17 protein-coding genes are annotated in these 17,533 nt (G+C 35.3%); 1 reads left to right on the forward strand and 16 read right to left on the reverse strand.

Translation table 11 applies throughout. From position 1 onward, the window contains the following. Positions 1-172: 172 nt before the first annotated feature. The 12 genes from GWR14_RS12370 to GWR14_RS12425 form a co-directional block, all read right to left on the reverse strand. Positions 173-622, reverse strand: a complete 450-nt coding sequence (locus tag GWR14_RS12370; protein WP_163409333.1) for a CAP domain-containing protein — start codon at positions 620-622, stop codon at positions 173-175. A gap of 278 nt (positions 623-900) precedes the next feature. Then, entirely contained in the window at positions 901-1,641 is a 741-nt protein-coding gene (locus tag GWR14_RS12375) for an SDR family NAD(P)-dependent oxidoreductase (RefSeq protein ID WP_163409334.1), read from the reverse strand. Between the two features lie 69 nt (positions 1,642-1,710). After that, positions 1,711-2,277 (reverse strand): Crp/Fnr family transcriptional regulator, encoded by a 567-nt coding sequence (locus GWR14_RS12380; RefSeq protein ID WP_163409335.1) that lies wholly within the window; start codon positions 2,275-2,277, stop codon positions 1,711-1,713. 100 nt (positions 2,278-2,377) lie between these two features. Next, the gene (locus tag GWR14_RS12385; RefSeq protein WP_163409336.1) at positions 2,378-3,982 is read right to left on the reverse strand and encodes a fumarate hydratase; all 1,605 of its coding nucleotides are present in this window, start codon (positions 3,980-3,982) and stop codon (positions 2,378-2,380) included. Positions 3,983-4,051: 69 nt separating this feature from the next. Further along, on the reverse strand, positions 4,052-4,798 hold the full coding sequence (locus tag GWR14_RS12390) for a hypothetical protein (RefSeq protein ID WP_163409337.1): 747 nt from the start codon (positions 4,796-4,798) through the stop codon (positions 4,052-4,054). 18 nt (positions 4,799-4,816) lie between these two features. After that, positions 4,817-6,256: a nucleoside recognition domain-containing protein gene (locus GWR14_RS12395; protein WP_163409338.1), complete on the reverse strand. Its 1,440-nt coding sequence runs from the start codon at positions 6,254-6,256 to the stop codon at positions 4,817-4,819. 175 nt (positions 6,257-6,431) lie between these two features. Continuing rightward, positions 6,432-7,508 (reverse strand): winged helix DNA-binding domain-containing protein, encoded by a 1,077-nt coding sequence (locus tag GWR14_RS12400; RefSeq protein WP_163409339.1) that lies wholly within the window; start codon positions 7,506-7,508, stop codon positions 6,432-6,434. Between the two features lie 105 nt (positions 7,509-7,613). Continuing rightward, a complete protein-coding gene (locus tag GWR14_RS12405; RefSeq protein ID WP_163409340.1) occupies positions 7,614-8,327 on the reverse strand; it encodes a 3'-5' exonuclease in 714 nt (237 codons plus the stop codon). A gap of 336 nt (positions 8,328-8,663) precedes the next feature. Next, complete coding sequence (locus GWR14_RS12410) at positions 8,664-9,140, reverse strand: methylated-DNA--[protein]-cysteine S-methyltransferase (protein WP_163409341.1); 477 nt, start codon at positions 9,138-9,140, stop codon at positions 8,664-8,666. A gap of 198 nt (positions 9,141-9,338) precedes the next feature. Continuing rightward, positions 9,339-10,154, reverse strand: a complete 816-nt coding sequence (locus tag GWR14_RS12415) for a Rossmann-fold NAD(P)-binding domain-containing protein (protein WP_163409342.1) — start codon at positions 10,152-10,154, stop codon at positions 9,339-9,341. 113 nt (positions 10,155-10,267) lie between these two features. After that, on the reverse strand, positions 10,268-10,717 hold the full coding sequence (locus GWR14_RS12420) for a GNAT family N-acetyltransferase (protein WP_163409343.1): 450 nt from the start codon (positions 10,715-10,717) through the stop codon (positions 10,268-10,270). After that, complete coding sequence (locus GWR14_RS12425) at positions 10,702-11,604, reverse strand: LysR family transcriptional regulator (protein ID WP_163409344.1); 903 nt, start codon at positions 11,602-11,604, stop codon at positions 10,702-10,704. Before GWR14_RS12425 ends, GWR14_RS12420 begins: the two co-directional genes overlap by 16 nt. Positions 11,605-11,750: 146 nt before the next feature. On the opposite strand from GWR14_RS12425, the gene GWR14_RS12430 reads away from it, so the two are divergent. Then, a complete protein-coding gene (locus GWR14_RS12430) occupies positions 11,751-12,146 on the forward strand; it encodes a rhodanese-like domain-containing protein (RefSeq protein ID WP_163409345.1) in 396 nt (131 codons plus the stop codon). 61 nt (positions 12,147-12,207) lie between these two features. Here GWR14_RS12430 and GWR14_RS12435 read toward each other — a convergent pair whose 3' ends face one another. From GWR14_RS12435 to GWR14_RS12450, 4 genes are read right to left on the reverse strand one after another with little or no spacing between them, the layout of a single operon-like run. Then, the gene (locus GWR14_RS12435; protein ID WP_163409346.1) at positions 12,208-13,083 is read right to left on the reverse strand and encodes a tetratricopeptide repeat protein; all 876 of its coding nucleotides are present in this window, start codon (positions 13,081-13,083) and stop codon (positions 12,208-12,210) included. 18 nt (positions 13,084-13,101) lie between these two features. Beyond that, positions 13,102-15,513, reverse strand: a complete 2,412-nt coding sequence (locus GWR14_RS12440; RefSeq protein WP_163409347.1) for a M28 family peptidase — start codon at positions 15,511-15,513, stop codon at positions 13,102-13,104. Positions 15,514-15,526: 13 nt separating this feature from the next. After that, entirely contained in the window at positions 15,527-15,874 is a 348-nt protein-coding gene (locus tag GWR14_RS12445; RefSeq protein WP_163409348.1) for a hypothetical protein, read from the reverse strand. Continuing rightward, complete coding sequence (locus GWR14_RS12450; RefSeq protein ID WP_163409349.1) at positions 15,871-17,400, reverse strand: bifunctional GNAT family N-acetyltransferase/carbon-nitrogen hydrolase family protein; 1,530 nt, start codon at positions 17,398-17,400, stop codon at positions 15,871-15,873. The genes GWR14_RS12445 and GWR14_RS12450 overlap by 4 nt, the downstream gene beginning before the upstream one ends. Positions 17,401-17,533: the final 133 nt, after the last annotated feature.

Raw genomic sequence — 17,533 nt, forward strand, 5'->3', positions numbered from 1 at the left:
TTCAATTTTTTTCATAAAAAATAAAGAATACCAAATTTTAATTCAAAAAATAAATTAACTTATAGTAAAAATGACCATAATGCAGAAGTAATTTTTGAGAATTTAATAATTTGTAAAAAAAATCATTGGATTTATTTTTAAAAGAGTGGGTACACTACAAAGAATTCAGGTTTTACTTTCCTAAATCAGCAACCCATATAGCGCCAGTTTTTCCTGCACCCATTTCAGTATAAGTACTGCTCATGATGGCCTTACAATGTTCGGCACTGTTTTTCCAGCCCTTTACAACTTCTTCAGGAGTTTCATAATTCCGCGCAATCACTTCACCAACATAAGTCCCTGAATAACCTAATGTCGCTGCTCTTTGTATTGGGCTTGTTCCTTCAGGAGATATATGCGAAAAGTAATTTCTCTTATACATATCATTAGAGTAGTTAATTGCGGTTTCAGTTAAAATGGAATTACTCACCAATGGTGGTACAGAGGGCATCTTTTCATCTCCACATGTACAGCCTGTTACTCTTAATTTATTGATTTCAATCAAAATCGGACTTGTCATATCCGTCGTATACTCAACAGGAACTGAATCTTCATGCTCACAAGAGACAAATAATATTGTCAAAATAATATAAAGAGAATATTTTTTAAACATTGGAAGAATGATTGATTAAGCTTAGTAATTAACTGTTTAACAAATAATTAATTTACAGAATAAGATGTCTCCTAAAACGTGAAGAATATTATTCATACAAAAATAAAATTATTTTGATTTAGTTTCTAAAAGGTTTCAAAGAACGGTTATAAAAACACAAAACCGCCCAATCAGGCGGATTTTATATTTAAAAAACTTAATAACTCATTTTCTAACATCATTTGATAATCAAGTTGAAAAAACACATATTAATCAAACCCTCCTGAAACACTTATTTTTTGTCCTGTAATCCAGGAGGCATCATCAGAAGCCAGAAAAACAGAAAGTTTTGATATGTCTTTCGGCTGGCCAACCCTTCCAAACGGAGTATTGGCTACAATGAATTGTTCCATTTCTGTCCCTAAAACCGGATTACCTGCTGTTTCAGTTGGTCCCGGCAAAATAGAATTGACACGGATTTTTTTTCCGCTCAATTCTTTTGATAATGTTCGGGTAATTGAATCGACAGCACTTTTTGTTGCAGAATAGATTACCGTCATCGGAGTGGCTTTGATGCTGGCTACCGAACTGATATTGACAATGCTGCCGCCGTTTTCATTAAAGTATTTCAAAGCTTCCTGTATTGGTAAGATGGTACCCAAAACATTGCTGTCAAACTGACGGCGAAATTCTTCTTCGGTAATCATTTCCAAAGGTTCAAATTTATAAACACCTGCATTATTAATCAAAGTGTCTATTTGTCCGAAAGTTTTATAGGTTTCTTCAAATAATTTTTGGACATCCTTGCTCTTGGTCACATCAGCCTGAATAGTTATAGCGTTACCGCCATTTTCAATAATAGCTGCTGATAAAGCTTCAGCAGCATTTTTATCTGATAAATAATTTAGAACCACTTTGGCACCTTCCTTAGCCATTTCTAATGCAATTTCGGCACCGATCCCTTTTGATGCTCCGGTAACCACGGTCACCTTGTTTTTTACTTTGCTCATAATTTTACTGTTTTCCTGAAGTAAAACTAAATGGAAGAGAAAACATAAAAGTTGACATAAGGCAAGAAATCAGATTTTGGCTCTGATTCTGCTTAATGTATGTGGCGTTATGCCCAGAAATAATGCAATCTGATTCTGCGGAACGCGCTGAATTATAGAAGGCTGCCTGAGCAACAGTTTGGCATATTTGGTTTCGGCATCATCTAGCAGCATTTCGCTTTTTAATTTAAACTTTTCGATAAAAGCTTTTTCTTTTAATAAATGAATGATTTTCGAAAAATTAGTTATTTCCTTTTCAAATAAATCAAAAGCTGAGCTGGTAATTGAGGTAACCGTGCAATCTGTTACCGCTACAACTGATTCATCTGAAGGCGTTTTATCTGAAAAACTTTCCATTGCAACGGCAAAATGTCCCTCACTTGTAAAGTACGGGATGTATTCATTACCTTCAGAATCTATTTTCATTACCTTAAAAATACCTTCGAGAACAAAACCGATTTTAGTACAGATTTTGCCCTGTTCACAGTATTTTTCTCCTTTTTTCAGGGTTTCTGTAAACAAATGTTGTTTCATAAACGTTTGTTCTTCTTCTGAAATAGGAAGGATGGAGTTGAAAACAGTAAGTAATTGATTCATGCTTTAGAAAAAAAAGAGTTTTTTAGGATATAAAAATACCGCAAATCCATTTAAAATTATGAATTCGCGGTATTGTAAAAAGTTAGTTTGTATTTAAACTTTATAGATTTTCAAAGAAATCATTCCCTTTATCATCTGTAATGATAAATGCAGGGAAATCTTTTACAGTGATTTTTCGAACAGCTTCCATTCCTAATTCTTCAAAATCAACGACTTCTACTTTTAAGATGTTATCTTGAGCCAAAATAGCGGCCGGACCTCCGATTGAACCCAAATAAAATCCGCCGTATTTGTTGCAGGCATCAGTCACTTGTTTGGTACGGTTTCCTTTAGCCAGCATCACCATACTTCCGCCATGTTTTTGAAATTCATCAACATACACGTCCATACGTCCGGCTGTTGTTGGTCCGAAACTTCCTGAAGCCATTCCTTCCGGAGTTTTTGCAGGACCTGCGTAATAAACCGGGTGATTCTTAAAGTATTCCGGCATTGGTTTTCCGGCATCCAATAATTCTTTAATTTTTGCGTGTGCGATATCACGCGCCACAATAACAGTTCCGTTTAATTTTAAACGCGTTTTGATAGGATATTGCGATAGTTTTGCTAAAATATCCGCCATTGGCTGATCTAAATCAATTTCAACCGGAGCTTCCAAATGCGGAGCCGTTTCCGGTAAAAATTGTTTCGGATTCGTTTCTAACTGCTCAAGGAAGATTCCGTCTTTTGTGATTTTTCCTTTGATATTTCTGTCTGCTGAACAGGAAACTCCCAATCCAACCGGACAGGAAGCTGCGTGACGAGGTAAACGAATAACACGTACATCATGCGTAAAATATTTTCCTCCAAACTGAGCTCCGATTTCACTTTCCTGACAGATTTTCTGAACACGCTCTTCCCATTCTAAATCACGAAACGCCTGACCGGCCATGTTTCCTGAAGTAGGCAGGTTGTCAAAATAACCCGCAGAAGCCTTTTTAACATTCGCTAAAGTCGATTCGGCAGAAGTTCCTCCAATCACTAAAGCTAAATGGTAAGGAGGACAGGCAGAAGTTCCTAAATCTTTGATTTTTGCACGAATGAAAGCGTCCAGGGATTTTTCATTCAATAACGATTTTGTCTGTTGGTACAAATACGTTTTGTTGGCAGATCCGCCTCCTTTTGCCATGAATAAGAATTCATAAGAACTTCCTTTTTTGGAATATATATCAATTTGTGCCGGAAGATTCGAGCCTGAATTTTTTTCTTCAAACATTGAAATCGGTACAATCTGCGAATATCTTAAATTACGTTTTTGGTACGTATTGAAAATTCCTCTGCTTAACCATTCAGCATCGTCAACTCCAGTAAAGATGCTTTCACCTTTTTTTCCCATTACAATGGCAGTTCCGGTATCCTGGCAGCTTGGCAATTGCCCTTCGGCAGCAACCGACGCATTTTGAAGTAAATTGTATGCTACAAAACGGTCATTGTCTGTTGCTTCCGGATCGTCCAAAATGTTTCTTAGTTTTTGCAAATGTGTCGTTCTCAACATAAACGAAACATCTGTTAATGCTTCTTCAGCTAATAATTCTAATCCTTTTGGGTCAACGAGAAGAACTTCTTTATCCCCAAATTTTTCAACTTGTACAAAATCTGAAGTAATTTTTTTGTATTGTGTTTCGTCTTTTAAAATAGGATAAGGATCCTGGTATATAAAATCAATCATTTCTTTGTTTTTGGCAAAGTTAAAAATTATTTACCTAAGAAAGAATTTGAATTATAAGTGTTTCGGAGTTTATTGTTGGTTATGAAACTCATTAAAACTCATCTTTTTTTCAAAATAAGGTTTGTCCTTTGCAGAAAGCAATTTCTTTTTCCAACGATTTCCTTTTAATGAAAAGGAAATGGAATCAGAATAGGTTACAATTCCGGAATCTTCGTTATCATCATCCCCAGGCTCAAATGAAACAGTTTTGCAATAAAAACTTTCAGGGTCGTTTCCTGATGCATCACTTACAAATTCTGTCCATGTTCCCCAACCGCTGTCTGACATCGATTGCCATTGATGAACAAGCTGTAAATTTTGATTTTTCAGGTAGTACAAATAATTTTCATGTGTATACCCACAGGCAGGATACCCAAATCCAATTTGTATAAAAGAAGAATTTTTGCCGGATGCATTAGTCAAACCAGATGAGCCGCCCCATTCACTACCCTTTTCGTAATTGGTAATGGTGATTCTTGAAGAGGTGACTTTGGTTTTATTCTGATAAAAATCCAGTCTGAATTTTGATGTCAGGATGCTGTCTTTGTCCGCTTTCAGTTCTGTCAAATTTGCCAGGATATGAGTGAATTCGGCATTTTTTTCATTTGAAAGGAAAATAGTATCTGTTCGTAATGCTTTTTCTTCAGTTACTGTTTTATTTGCAATTGCAGAAATTTTTGTTGTTTCAGAAGAACTTGCATCTGCAATCAGATTTTTTTTCTGTTCTTTTTGACAGCTTGCCAGAATCAATAAGATGAAAAGATATTGAATTCTCATACTTAAAATCGTCAAATTTTAAAAAAACCAGGTCGCCACAAAAATAGCCGTAATCACACAAATCAAATCTACCAAAAGCATCGTACCCAAAGCGTAACGGGTATTTTTAATATTTACGGAACCAAAGTAAACCGCAATTACATAAAATGTACTTTCAGCACTGCACTGAAAAATACTGCTCAGTCTTGCTGTTAGGGAATCGGCACCAAAAGTATTCATCGAGTCAATCAAAAATCCTCTTGATCCTGCAGAACTAAAAGGACGAAGCATCGCAACCGGCAGTGCATTCGTGATTTCTTTGCTTACTCCCATATTCGAAAAGATAAATCCAATGGCATCACTGATGATTTCGAATAAACCGCTGTTTCTGAACAATGAAATCGCAACCAGCATTCCCAAAACGTAAGGAAAGATTGTAACCCCGGTCTTAACGCCGTTGTTGGCTCCTACTACAAAAGTGTCAAAAACAGTAGTTTCGGCATCTTTGAATTTCTTTTCATGAACGAAAGAAAAAATAAGGGTAAAAGCAATTATCGCCACTAATATTAATCCGGAAAGGTTAGAAGTGAAATAGTTTTTTCCGATTAAATCTAAATGGTTTACATACATCAATAAACCAACAATAGCAGCAATTAAAGTCATTAAGCCAATAAGCAGCGAAGCACTTTTAAAATTGATTTTTTGTTTCACTCCCACAATTAAGAAAGCAGCAATCGTTCCGATGAACGAAGTGATAATACAAGGCAGCATCACATCGGCAGGATTACTTGCATTGGCAGCGGCACGATACCCGATAATTGAAGTCGCGATTAATGTTAAACCTGAAGCATGAAGGCACATAAACATAATCTGTGCATCACTCGCTTTGTCTTTTTCGGGATTTATTTCCTGTAAACTCTCCATGGCTTTAAGCCCAAATGGTGTTGCAGCCGAATCTAATCCTAAGAAATTCGCAGCAAAGTTTAAGGTCATGTAGGATATCGAAGGGTGGTTTTTAGGGATACTCGGAAATACTTTTACAAAAACGGGACTCAGTACTTTAGCTAAATTTCCGGAAGCTCCAGAAACAATTAAAAGTTCCATTAATCCGCAGAAGAAAGCCAGATAAGCAATCAAAGGAAGTATTAAATCAAGCAAAGTGCTTTTACAAGTTGGTAATAAACCGTCTGATTTTTGAAGACCGCTGTAGATTTTTACGGTTTTGTTTTTGTAAACATAAGTCGTGTCGGCATTCAGCGTGTCACGATTGACAATCATAGTCTGTTCCGGAGCAGTTTTAATGCTGTCTTTGATGAAAGCGGGAAGTTGTTCAACGTATTTTTCAGAAACCAAAATCGGGTCATCTTTCTTTCCATTCAAAACAGAATCAATAGTATAAGTATTGGCAGTAAATAAACTCACCACAATAAACACAATCGAAGAAATAAAAATCGTTAACCAAAATCTGCTTAATACCATAATTGTAATTTTTTGTAAATGTAATAAATCAATTGCAATGACAATTACAAAAGTCAATTTCGTAGATTAGAGAAATTGATGAAAAAAGATCAATTTGAGAAATAATGTCACCCTGAGCGAAGTCGAAGGCTTTTTAACCTTAATGGGCTTCGACTCCGCTCAGCCTGGCATCTCTTCATTCGATCACAATTTTCGTTTCCAGATAATTTTTAAAAGATTTTATTCCTTCAAAAAGAATTTGTTTTTTGCTCATTTCGGTTTGATTAAAAAAGTCAGTTTCAATTTTGACATGATCTTTTTTGATGGTTCTTTTCCAGGTTCCGATAACTTTTCCGTTTTCTACAATTGTCGGTTTAAAAATGCCGTTTTTGGTAAAAGCTTTCGGCTGATGTTCTAATAAAATAGAAGATTCGCGGTTTTTATATGAAATTAAATACTCATCAAAAGCTGCAAGAAAATGTACGCTTTCGCTGAAATTATCTGGATTAGGATGATCTTTTCCTAACCAATATTGCTGATTATCAGTAGTAATAGTATTTAATTGCAACAAAACTGCATTAATTGCAAATCTGCAAATTGTTGTAGAGAAACCGGACCAGTGCGAAAAATCTGCGAGTGTTGCCGGACCACGGCTTTCAAAATAACGTTGTGCAAGTTTAGCCAAAGCTTCTTCTCTGGTTAATTTGGTTTTTGGTTTAGGAACTCGTTCTTCCAGTAACGCATACGTCATTTTTTTGCCTTTCATTCTACCATTGCAGACTACGCCATCTAATTCTGCATACATCATGATCAGAACAGGACTTAATTTATAATCATCGGAAAACTTTTTGACATTGAGTTCCTGTATGATTTCTTCCCGGGTCAAATGATTGTTTCCGGCCAGTATTTTTTCTATTGCTGAGTTGATCTTGTCAAATTCCTTTTCGTCACAGCCATATTTTTTCGTTTCGGCAAGAATAATGCGCTTGACTTGTGGTCCGGAAACATCGAGCATCCAGTAAATATCTTCGGCAGCAACCAAATGCCAGGTGGGACGTAAAATATGAGTCCGGATTATTTTTCCGGAATTAATGGCTACTTCGATTTCTTTTTCAGTTGCATCACATCGTGAACCAATCGCCCATTTTGCCATGGCATAATCCTGAGCCTGTATGGCACCCAGATGTCTGACAATTTCTTCGGGTGAATTATGACTTGTTTTATCAAGTTTTTGAGCAACCAAACGATGATTTGAAATTTCGTGATGTGTCATCCTAGCTGTTTTTTAAACCATATAAGTTGTGTAAGTTCATTTAAGATTTTGCATTTCAAAAACTTAGTAGCTTAGTATCTCAGACCCTTAGCAGCTGAAAAAATACTATACATGAATAATTTCCTCTTCAATCAATAAATCTTCCCTGCGCAAACGAAGAAAAATCTGTGCTACGGCAATTGTATCTTTTTCACAATACGTTATAATTCGGTCAATATCTTTTTCCACATAAAAAACATGGGCAACCTGACTTCCATCAATATCGCCTTTCGGAGAAGGAACTCCGAGAATTTTGGTCAGTAATTTTAAAGAAGTAAAATGTTTGTAATCACCAAACTTCCATAATTCTAAAGTATCCAAGTGTGGAATCTCCCAAGGTTTTTTGCCAAATAAATTCAGTTTGTCCGGAATTGCAATTTGGTTGATAATCATTCTGCGTGCGAGAAACGGAATGTCAAACTCTTTTGCATTATGCCCACATAAAAGATGCTGTGGCTGATTAAAATGATTGTTCAGAAGATTATTAAAGTCTTTCAATATCTTTTTTTCTTCTCCGAAAAAAGAAGTTACCCTAAAATTCCGAATATCTCCTCGAATGGTAAAATAACCAACTGAAATACAAATTATCTTTCCGAACTCTGCCCAGATTCCAGCGCGATCATAAAATTCTTCCGGAGTAAATTCATCTTTTCGCTGGTATTGTGTTTTTAAATCCCAAAGCGACTGCATTTCTGCGTCAAGCGAATTGAAATTTTCTTCTTCCGGAACGGTTTCAATATCAAGGAATAAAATGTTGTTGAGGTTTATTTTTTCAATCATTTTTGGAGACTTCTTAGATATTTAGATTGTTAGACTTTCTTAGATTCTTTTTTACAAATATGCGTAAAATTCTTACTATTTTAAACTTTATTTTATGAATTTACAATTCACTCCAAGTTTGTCTGCTTCCTTAAAAAAATAATTAGCTGAATTTTCATCATCAATTTCCAGAATTATTTGGATGCCATCTAAAAGGTTGTCCAAATTAGTTTTACCTTCTCTAAGGTCTATTCCTAATATTTCCTTTTGCAACTTTACAAAAGAAACTCCTTATATGCCTTCTCTCCAACTTTCTAAAACTATTTTTATTATAACTTAAATGGATTATAATTGTGACTAAAATAAAGTTTGTTGTGCAGAAGGACTTTCATGCTCCAAAAGCCATTTTTTGCGCCATATTTCTCCGGCGTAGCCAGTAAGGGAACCGTTCGTACCAATAACCCGATGGCATGGCACTACAATCCAAAGCGGATTTTTACCATTTGCAGAAGCTACTGCCCGAATCGCTTTTATATCTCCGAGCTTTTTAGTCTGATCCATGTAGCTCACCGTTTTTCCATACGGAATTTCGAGTAAGGCTTTCCACACTTTCTGTTGAAATGCGGTTCCTTGTGGATTTAGTTTTAAGTCGAAATCAGTTCTTTTACCTTCGAAATATTCATTGAGTTGTGAAACAGCTTCTTGTAAAATTTCAGGAATGGTTTCTGAAACTTCGTTTGTACCAACTTCAGAAACAGAAATTACCGAAATACCGTTTTCATCTCCAATGATTTTGGTAATTCCCAGAGGCGAATCGATATAAACTGTTTCCATAATTTTTGGTTTAATCACAAAGTTCGTAAATATTTTTTGAACAATATAGGTTATATAAGTTCATTTAAATTTAAGTATTTTACTTAATATAAAATTCAATGTCAGGCTGAGCGGAGTCGAAGCCTTTTGTTTTCATAAGCCTTCTACTCCGCTCAGGATGACAACTATTTTGAGAAAAGTTAAATGAACGTATATGTTTTAGTAAACTTCCAATTTAAATTGATAATTCAAAACGGTTTCAATTTTCGCGCTTGAAATGACCTTTTTAATATTCGATTTTTCAGAACTAAACTTCGGCAAAATCAGATTTTGCTCTTTTGCTTTTTGCGTGTAATACTCCTCTCTTGTTGGATGAAAAGGCACAACAGCGTTGAAAACCTCATTCCATTTTAATTGGTTTATGATTTCTTCAATGATGTTGATACAATCGTTTTGATGAATCAGATTTACGGGAGCATCCGGATTTTCAAGGTTTTCTTTTCCTGCCAAAAATTTCACGGGATGACGATCTTCACCAATCAATCCGCCGAAGCGCAGAATTGTAGTTTCAAAGTTTTGATTTTTCTGCAAAATTCCCTCTGCCAGAAGCAATTGTTTACCGCTTTCGGTTTCCGGATTTGGAGTTATTTCTTCCGTAATCAAATCATTTTCATCTCCATAAACTGAAGTTGAACTCACAAAAAGCACTTTTTTAACTGAGGAATTCTCAATAAACGGAATTAGGTTTTTGATTTTTTCGACAAAAGCTTTCTTTTCAGAATCCGGATTGACAGCTCTCAGTTTTGGCGGAATGTCAATAATCAGGATGTCGCTTTCCGCTAAAAAAGCATTGATGTTTACAGAGACACTTTCGCTTTCAAGCGCAACCAAAAATGGATTTATTCCAGCATCTTTTAAAATCGGAAGTTTATTTTCTGAAGTTGTGGATCCGTTTACTGAATTTCCTTTTTCGATTAGTCTTTTCGCTAAAGGAAGTCCAAGCCACCCACAACCTAATATGCTTATTCGTCTCATTTTTTGAGTTTGTTTTGAGTAATAATCTCGCAAAGTCGCAGAGGCGCAAAGAATGTTAAACTTAGCGTCTTCGCGACTTTGCGAGAATAAAAAGCCAAAGTTATTATTGTTTATTACAAATCCAGAAAAAAACAAACTTTGTCTTTCCCTTTTGCACCAATTCTGTGGTAGAATTTTATAGCTCTTTCGTTAAACTGAGGAGTCCGCCATTGCATGTTCACACAGTTTTTCTCTTTTCCGATTTGCTTTAATGCATTGATTAAGAACTCTCCAATTCCAAAATTTCTGGCCTTTTCTTTCAAAAACAGACAATCCATGTAAATGTAATCGCCGGCACTCCAGGTGGAGTAAGAAAAAGTATAAGTTGTATATCCTATAATTTCTGTTTCAGTAGTAACAACTAAGCAGAATAATTTAGGATTGTCATTAAATAATTCTTTTTTTAAGCCTTCTTCTTTTCCTTTCGGATCATACTCAGCTTTCTCAAATTCTGCGTGTTTTTGGCATAAAACGACTAATTGGGGTAAATCGGCTATTTCACAGTTTCTTATTGAATATTCCATTGCAGATTGATTTCGGTTTGCAGAAAGTTGATAAAATGATTGAAATAGTCCGGATAATTCTCTTTGGCTCGTGTAGCGATAAAATGTTTCCTCTTCAAACCGTTTTTACCAACTTTAATCGCTTTGATGGGACTGGTTTTTAAATGTGGCTGAACTGCCCATTTTACCATCGACATCACACCCATATCGGCCTTTACCATTTCAAGGGAAGCTTCTGTTAAAGGCATTGGCGTTATTTTCTTCGGACTTACTTTTGCAGGAGCTAAAAGAAACTGATGAATCGTAACGGTTTCCATCGGTAACGAATGGATAATCAGATGCTCATTGATAAAATCTTCTGCAACAACATATTTTTTATCCGCCCAGACATGATTTTCAGAAACGACCATCATAACCTCATCTTGGAATAATTCAGTGTATTTTATATTATTGTCTTTTATTGGGTCGCTTATAATGGCGATATCAATGGTATTATCTAAAAGTTTCTGCAGCGGAATATGGGTAGCTTCAATTACAATTTTAAGTTCTACATTGGGATACAAAAGATGAAACTGCTTTAAAACCGATGGAAGCCAGTGATAACTTGAAAAACATTCGGTACTGATTCTGATTTCGCCATATTCGCCAAAAACCATTTGCTTGATCTGACTTTCGGTTTCAGTTAATTTGTTCAGAATTTCATTAGCGAGATCGTAGATTTTTTCACCCGCTTTGGTCAAAACCAGTTTTTTATTGGTTCGAAGAAAAATGGCTGTTCCCAATTGATATTCGGCTTCCTTGAGCTGATGGCTCAAAGCCGATTGTGTCAGATGAAGTTTATCTATTGCTTTGGTAATGCTGCCTTCTTCGACAATTGCTTTTATCAATTTTAAGTGACGTATTTCCATTTTTTCAGTGATTAATACACAAAGTAACAAAATTTTAGATTGGCTTTTGTATGAAAAAAAGTAATACTCAACATGAATTCTTTTCGTTTTTATGTGAATGTAAAGCATCATATTTTTGAAAAAACAAAAAACTTTAAACATTCAATATGGAAGCACAAATTAGACATTACGAGAATAAGCTGGCATTTGAAATGGATCCGTCAGATTTATTTGAAGCCCTGAACAATGGCGAAAAAATTGTTGTAATCGATGCCCGCAGCGCTTTTGGTTACGATGAAGAGCATATTCCAAACGCTCTTAATATTCCACATCGCGAAATGAATTTAGAAGCCACACAGTATTTGAATAAAGATGTTTTGTATGTCGTTTATTGTACCGGAATTGGCTGTAACGCCTCAACAAAAGGAGCTTTGAACATGACCAGACTCGGATTTAAGGTAAAAGAACTAATTGGCGGACTGGAATGGTGGAAAAATGGAGGTTATGCAACTGAAGGCACAAAAGGAGTGAAAGACGGATTGAAGATTGAATGTGCCTGTTAAATATAAAAAAGGCAGACTGTTTTGATAAGTCTGCCTTTTGAATTTTCCTGAATGATTTAATTTATTCAATTTTAATATCGTTTTGCTCAGCAACTTTTTTGAATAAATCTTCTTTCTTTTCACTTTTCATTTTTTGATAAATAGCACCAATAATTTTTTCCGTATCTTTTATGTAATCGGATTTTTCAACGGTATAAATTCGATGTGCTTTAAAAATATTATCTAAAGCTTTTTCAGAATCATCGAGTGCCAAATAGTTTTTCCCTGCGCCAAAAAAACCTTCTGCATTATTAGGATCAAACCTTATCAGTTTTTCATAATAAGTAATAGCTGTTTTGTAATCTGTTTTTAAACTATAAACAACACCAATGTTTACTAAGGCAAAATCACCCTCAGGATAAATTTCAAGTGATTTTTTATAATATTTAACTGCATTGTCATAATCTTTTAATTGTCTGTAACACATGGCAATGTCATCCAGCGCCAAAACAAATTTTGGATCTTTCTTTAGAGCCATTTGGAAACCTTCAATCGCAAGGTCATATTTTTTGTCGTACATAAAGTCTTTAGCAATAATATAAGAGTTTTGCGCCTGTTCATTTTTTGAATCACTGTAAAAAGGGCTTGACTTACTTATTACTGCTTTTGGTTTGGCAATAATTTTATCACAGGTTTTGTTTAAAACCTCAGCTGTTTTTTTAAAAAGATCCTGAATTCCTTCAACTGTATTCATGGATTCCCTAACCTTTACATCTTTATCAGTCATAACAACCTCAGTCATGGATTCGCTTATACAGCTTGTGTATATTTCTTCGGTTATTTCAGTTTTTTTGTTTAAACAATCACATGTCTGTTTCGCTATTTTTTCTTCAATCGTCTGAGAAAATACGTTGTGGAAACTTACAGAAATTACAAAAACCCAAAATGCTTTTTTCATTAAATACGACTTAAATGATTATTGATTTATGACTTCTTTTTTAATTTTCATTACAGGAGTAAGACTGTCTATTTTAACTGTTGTACTATCAGTTACAGGAACAGCTTCTATAGGTTTTACCGGAGCTGTATATCTTTTAATTTTTTGCTGAATCAGAACGGCATCATTCAAAACAAAAGGAGTTGGCATCATCCAGTTACTTCTTGGTTTGATGTTAAACAACGGATTGGTCATTAAATCGAAAGAACTTTCAATCAAATCCATATCAAAAACAGTCGATTTATTAATAATGAATTCCATTACAAGAGGTTCGTTACCCACAACATAATAGCACAAAACTTTACTGTCCTGTCTGTCTAAACGATTTCCTTTTTGCCCAGAAGCCGAAACACCATTGGCTTTAAAGTTATAAAACGTCATTTTTGGATTTGCATAGATATCGTAACGATTTACTTTACGGTTTGGCGTGATTTTTATTTTCAGATATCTTTTACTTCCAATAACACTATCTCTTACAAAGGAAATGGTTGGTTTTGGAACTTCAATTTTAGGTGCAATGGCACTATATGTAAAATTTGAATTGTATTTGCTTGCTATTGGCAAACCGTTTAAGCCTACGGCTTTCTGATTCATATTACCCAGGTAGCTTCTCGTCCAGTCATCAAGATTAGTATCATAAGTTGCCCAGACAGCAGAATTGGTATCGGCATTGTAAACGTACAATAAACTGTTTGATTTTGCTTTTCCTGGTTTATAATCCGAATGGTAGCCAGCGTAGATAAAAAAGCTGATTGATATGGCAAAGAAAAGCATTGTCCAAACCCCTTTTTTTACAAATGAACCAAATACAGGAAGCAGCAATCCGAAAAGTAAAACGGTAAGTATGGCACTTCCAAAAAGTATTTTTAAACCTAAACCAATAGGAAACATAATAATAAACGGAGCTACAATTGCCAGAGCAGGAATACTAAACAATAAATTTAGTCCAACATTATAATGATGTGTAAAAACAAAAATCCCCAATAAAATAACTCCAAAGTAAACCGGGATAATCAGGAAGCCCGCTCCTGTTAATTGATTCGCTAAAATAATATTGATGATTATCCATAATAATAATGGCGCTATGAAATGGTTCATCGTAATTTTTTCTTCCGAAAAATGATGATAGAAAGCAAAACAGATTGCAATACTAAGTGTTACAAAAGCCCCAATGTAGGCATGACCATTGTAGGTGAATCCATTTAGTAAATCCGAATATTGCGGATAAATCTGGAGCACAATTTTCCATCCTAAAAAAGTTACCAGACCAGCAATTATCATAGATCCCAATAGAGGAACAAATCCTTTAAAAATTTCCCTAAAAGAAATAAGATGTTTTACTTTTCCAACGAAAATAAAGAAAACCAATAATCCTAAAGCAATGATGCTCATTGGAAAAACCCATGAAAAAGGATAATTTATAAAAAATCCGAACGGAACACTAAAATAAACATTGTCTTCTGTGGTGTGAGTAGAGTTTAAATCAATATTAGAAAAGTATTTTAAAAGCGGCATCAAATAGGAACCCTGATGCGCCAGTGTTGTTTTGTTTAAATGCTGAAAATCGTCTTGCTGGGTGTGGTAGTTGTAATGCCCGTCGATAAAAGCAAAATTGAAACCCTGAATATTTCCCTGTTCTCTGAAAACCGTTAAATCAGTATCATTTGGCAACATTTTGTAAATACTGTACATCAGCGAGTTCGAAACCGGATATTTTGTTTTTGCATTCGAAAACTCCTTTACAAGCGTCTGATTTCCTTTGTTAGTTTCCATCAGCATATAACTTGGACCTGAGGAACCTCTCGCCTCAAAATTCAAAACCAGTCCGACATCTTTTGCCCACGGATGCTGATTCACAAATAGTGCAGCACCATTCAAACCTAATTCTTCAGCATCAGAAAAAAGAATAATAATATCATTTTTATGCTTTTCGTTAGCATATAAAAAGGCTCTTACACCTTCAAGAATCGTTGCCACTCCCGAAGCATCATCGCTGGCTCCTTTAGAAAAGGAATGCGGTGCACTATCATAATGTGAAAGTAATAACAGGGCTTTCGAATTATCAGTTCCTTTTATACGAGCCAGAATATTTTTGGATTTTACCAAAAGGCCTTTATCATTCAGGGTAAATCCTTCCTGAACCGAAGTTTCAAGACCAATTCTGTTTAGTTCAAGTTTAAGATAATTCGCAACTAACTCATGATTGGTTGAGCCAACAAAATGAGGCTTTTGGGCTATAATCTGAACCTGGCTGAGTGCCCGTTCTGTTGAAAATTCGGCAAGAGCTTCTTCATCTTTAGAAATGTACTGGGGCATCATCGAGGCAAATATGATGGCCAGAATTCCTAAGACTCCTAAAAAAGCCAGAATTGAAGTAGGTTTTTTTTTCATAATGTGGTATTTACTAAATTTCTTTTTTTACGAGCATAAAATAATCATTGTCCAAAGACCGATATCCCTGATCGTACAGGAAATAGTAGGTATTGCCTGTTTTGGTCTGCAAAATATTGGTAAAAAATTCAAAATCAAAACCTTTATTGAGCATTTTATCACGTGTTGCTTTTGATTTTCCTTCCGAATTTAATTCAGACAAAATACGGTAATTTTTACGCAGCTTGTTGTTTACATTGCGCATAAAATTTGTACTGTCTTTATTTATTTTATTGTTGTAGGCATTGCGACAGCTGTCAGAGCAAAACTTTTTATCTTCCCGGCCTACAATTTTTTCGGAGCATTCGAGGCATGTTTTCATGAATCAATTTTCTTTATTTCGTATAAATCTGTTCTTCTGTCTTTTAAGGTATGTACACTTCCATGCTCATGCAGTTCTTTCAGTAAATTCAAATCAACATCAACAATTAATGTCATTTCAGTGTTTGGTGTGGCTTCGGCTTTGATACCGTTGCTTGGGAAAGCAAAATCCGAAGGCGTGAAAACAGCAGCTTGTGCATATTGAATATCCATATTATTTACTTTTGGAAGATTCCCTACACAGCCTGCAATGGCAACATAACATTCATTTTCTATCGCACGTGCCTGCGAGCAGTGTTTAACACGGGTATATCCATTTTGTGTATCGGTCAAAAATGGTACAAACAGAATATTCATTCCTTCATCTGCCAGTAACCTTGGGAGCTCCGGGAATTCTACATCATAGCAAATCAGGATTCCAATTTTACCGCAATCGGTATCAAAAGTTTTAAATTCGGAACCGCCTTTCATTCCCCAGTGTACTACTTCGTTTGGCGTGATATGAATTTTGGTATACATTTCAGAGGTTCCGTCTCTTTTACATAAAAAACCAACATTATATAAATTACCGTTTTCCAAATAAGGCATACTTCCGGTAATAATATTGATATTGTATGAAATGGCAAACTCCTGAAAACGTTTCCTGATAGGAACCGTATAGCGAGCGAGCTCCCGAATAGCTTCGGCTTCGGATAAATGATTGTAATCCGCCATCAAAGGTGCAATAAAAAGCTCCGGAAAGAGTGCAAAATCACTTCCGTAACCGGAAACCACATCTATAAAAAATTCGGCCTGCTCAAAAAATTCTTCAAGATTATTCAGCTGACGCATCTGCCATTGCACAAGTCCGAGGCGAATAACACTTTTTTCGAGATTAATCAGTTTCGGACTTTCGTCATAATAGACATTGTTCCATTCCAGAAGAACTGCAAATTCCTTAGATTCTTCATCGCCTTCCAGATAGTTTTTAATAATTCGCAAAACATGAAAATCATTACTCAGTTGAAAAGAAAGTACAGGGTCGTATAATTCTTTGTGTTTTACCTTATCAATATAATTTCTCGGAGTCAGTTTTTTAGAATGCTGTGCATAATTCGGAATCCTGCCTGCAAAAACAATTGCTTTCAGATTCAGTTGTTCGCATAATTCTTTTCGGGCATCGTACAAACGTCTTCCTAAACGCAGTCCGCGATAATTAGGATGAATAAAAACGTCAATTCCGTATAAAATTTCCCCGTCAGGATTGTGCGTCGAAAAGGTATAATTGCCAATAATTTGTTTATAATTGTGCCTTTTATCGACAAGTTTTTCATCTACAATAAGGGACAATGCAGATCCTACTACCTTGCCGTCCACGAGAATAACTAACTGGCCTTCAGGAAATATAGAGAGCAGTATTTCAATTTCATCAGCTTCCCAATACGAGTTTGCCATTTCAGGATAAGATTCCACCATTGAATTCTTTAACTGTTTATAGTCGTCAAATTCTAAATTCCGTAATTCTACCTTGTTAATTTGAGTCTGCATGTGGTGTATTTCTCTCAAATATAGTAAAATATTTCCATTTACAAACGGTTACAAACAGTTACAACCGAAAGTAAACAGTTCATTACCGACTAATTTTTGAAACCCGTCACATCTTTGCACTGTTGAATTTGAC

This window comes from Flavobacterium ajazii, from assembly GCF_010614725.1.
GTDB lineage: Bacteria > Bacteroidota > Bacteroidia > Flavobacteriales > Flavobacteriaceae > Flavobacterium > Flavobacterium ajazii.

What these genes read in the sequence shown, in the direction of transcription:
- GWR14_RS12375 (WP_163409334.1), bottom strand. Translation starts at nt 1,641, where the DNA reads ATGAGCAAAGTAAAAAACAAGGTGACCGTGGTTACCGGAGCATCAAAA.
- GWR14_RS12380 (WP_163409335.1), bottom strand. Translation starts at nt 2,277, where the DNA reads ATGAATCAATTACTTACTGTTTTCAACTCCATCCTTCCTATTTCAGAA.
- GWR14_RS12385 (WP_163409336.1), bottom strand. Translation starts at nt 3,982, where the DNA reads ATGATTGATTTTATATACCAGGATCCTTATCCTATTTTAAAAGACGAA.
- GWR14_RS12390 (WP_163409337.1), bottom strand. Translation starts at nt 4,798, where the DNA reads ATGAGAATTCAATATCTTTTCATCTTATTGATTCTGGCAAGCTGTCAA.
- GWR14_RS12395 (WP_163409338.1), bottom strand. Translation starts at nt 6,256, where the DNA reads ATGGTATTAAGCAGATTTTGGTTAACGATTTTTATTTCTTCGATTGTG.
- GWR14_RS12400 (WP_163409339.1), bottom strand. Translation starts at nt 7,508, where the DNA reads ATGACACATCACGAAATTTCAAATCATCGTTTGGTTGCTCAAAAACTT.
- GWR14_RS12405 (WP_163409340.1), bottom strand. Translation starts at nt 8,327, where the DNA reads ATGATTGAAAAAATAAACCTCAACAACATTTTATTCCTTGATATTGAA.
- GWR14_RS12410 (WP_163409341.1), bottom strand. Translation starts at nt 9,140, where the DNA reads ATGGAAACAGTTTATATCGATTCGCCTCTGGGAATTACCAAAATCATT.
- GWR14_RS12415 (WP_163409342.1), bottom strand. Translation starts at nt 10,154, where the DNA reads ATGAGACGAATAAGCATATTAGGTTGTGGGTGGCTTGGACTTCCTTTA.
- GWR14_RS12420 (WP_163409343.1), bottom strand. Translation starts at nt 10,717, where the DNA reads ATGGAATATTCAATAAGAAACTGTGAAATAGCCGATTTACCCCAATTA.
- GWR14_RS12425 (WP_163409344.1), bottom strand. Translation starts at nt 11,604, where the DNA reads ATGGAAATACGTCACTTAAAATTGATAAAAGCAATTGTCGAAGAAGGC.
- GWR14_RS12430 (WP_163409345.1), top strand. Translation starts at nt 11,751, where the DNA reads ATGGAAGCACAAATTAGACATTACGAGAATAAGCTGGCATTTGAAATG.
- GWR14_RS12435 (WP_163409346.1), bottom strand. Translation starts at nt 13,083, where the DNA reads ATGAAAAAAGCATTTTGGGTTTTTGTAATTTCTGTAAGTTTCCACAAC.
- GWR14_RS12440 (WP_163409347.1), bottom strand. Translation starts at nt 15,513, where the DNA reads ATGAAAAAAAAACCTACTTCAATTCTGGCTTTTTTAGGAGTCTTAGGA.
- GWR14_RS12445 (WP_163409348.1), bottom strand. Translation starts at nt 15,874, where the DNA reads ATGAAAACATGCCTCGAATGCTCCGAAAAAATTGTAGGCCGGGAAGAT.
- GWR14_RS12450 (WP_163409349.1), bottom strand. Translation starts at nt 17,400, where the DNA reads ATGCAGACTCAAATTAACAAGGTAGAATTACGGAATTTAGAATTTGAC.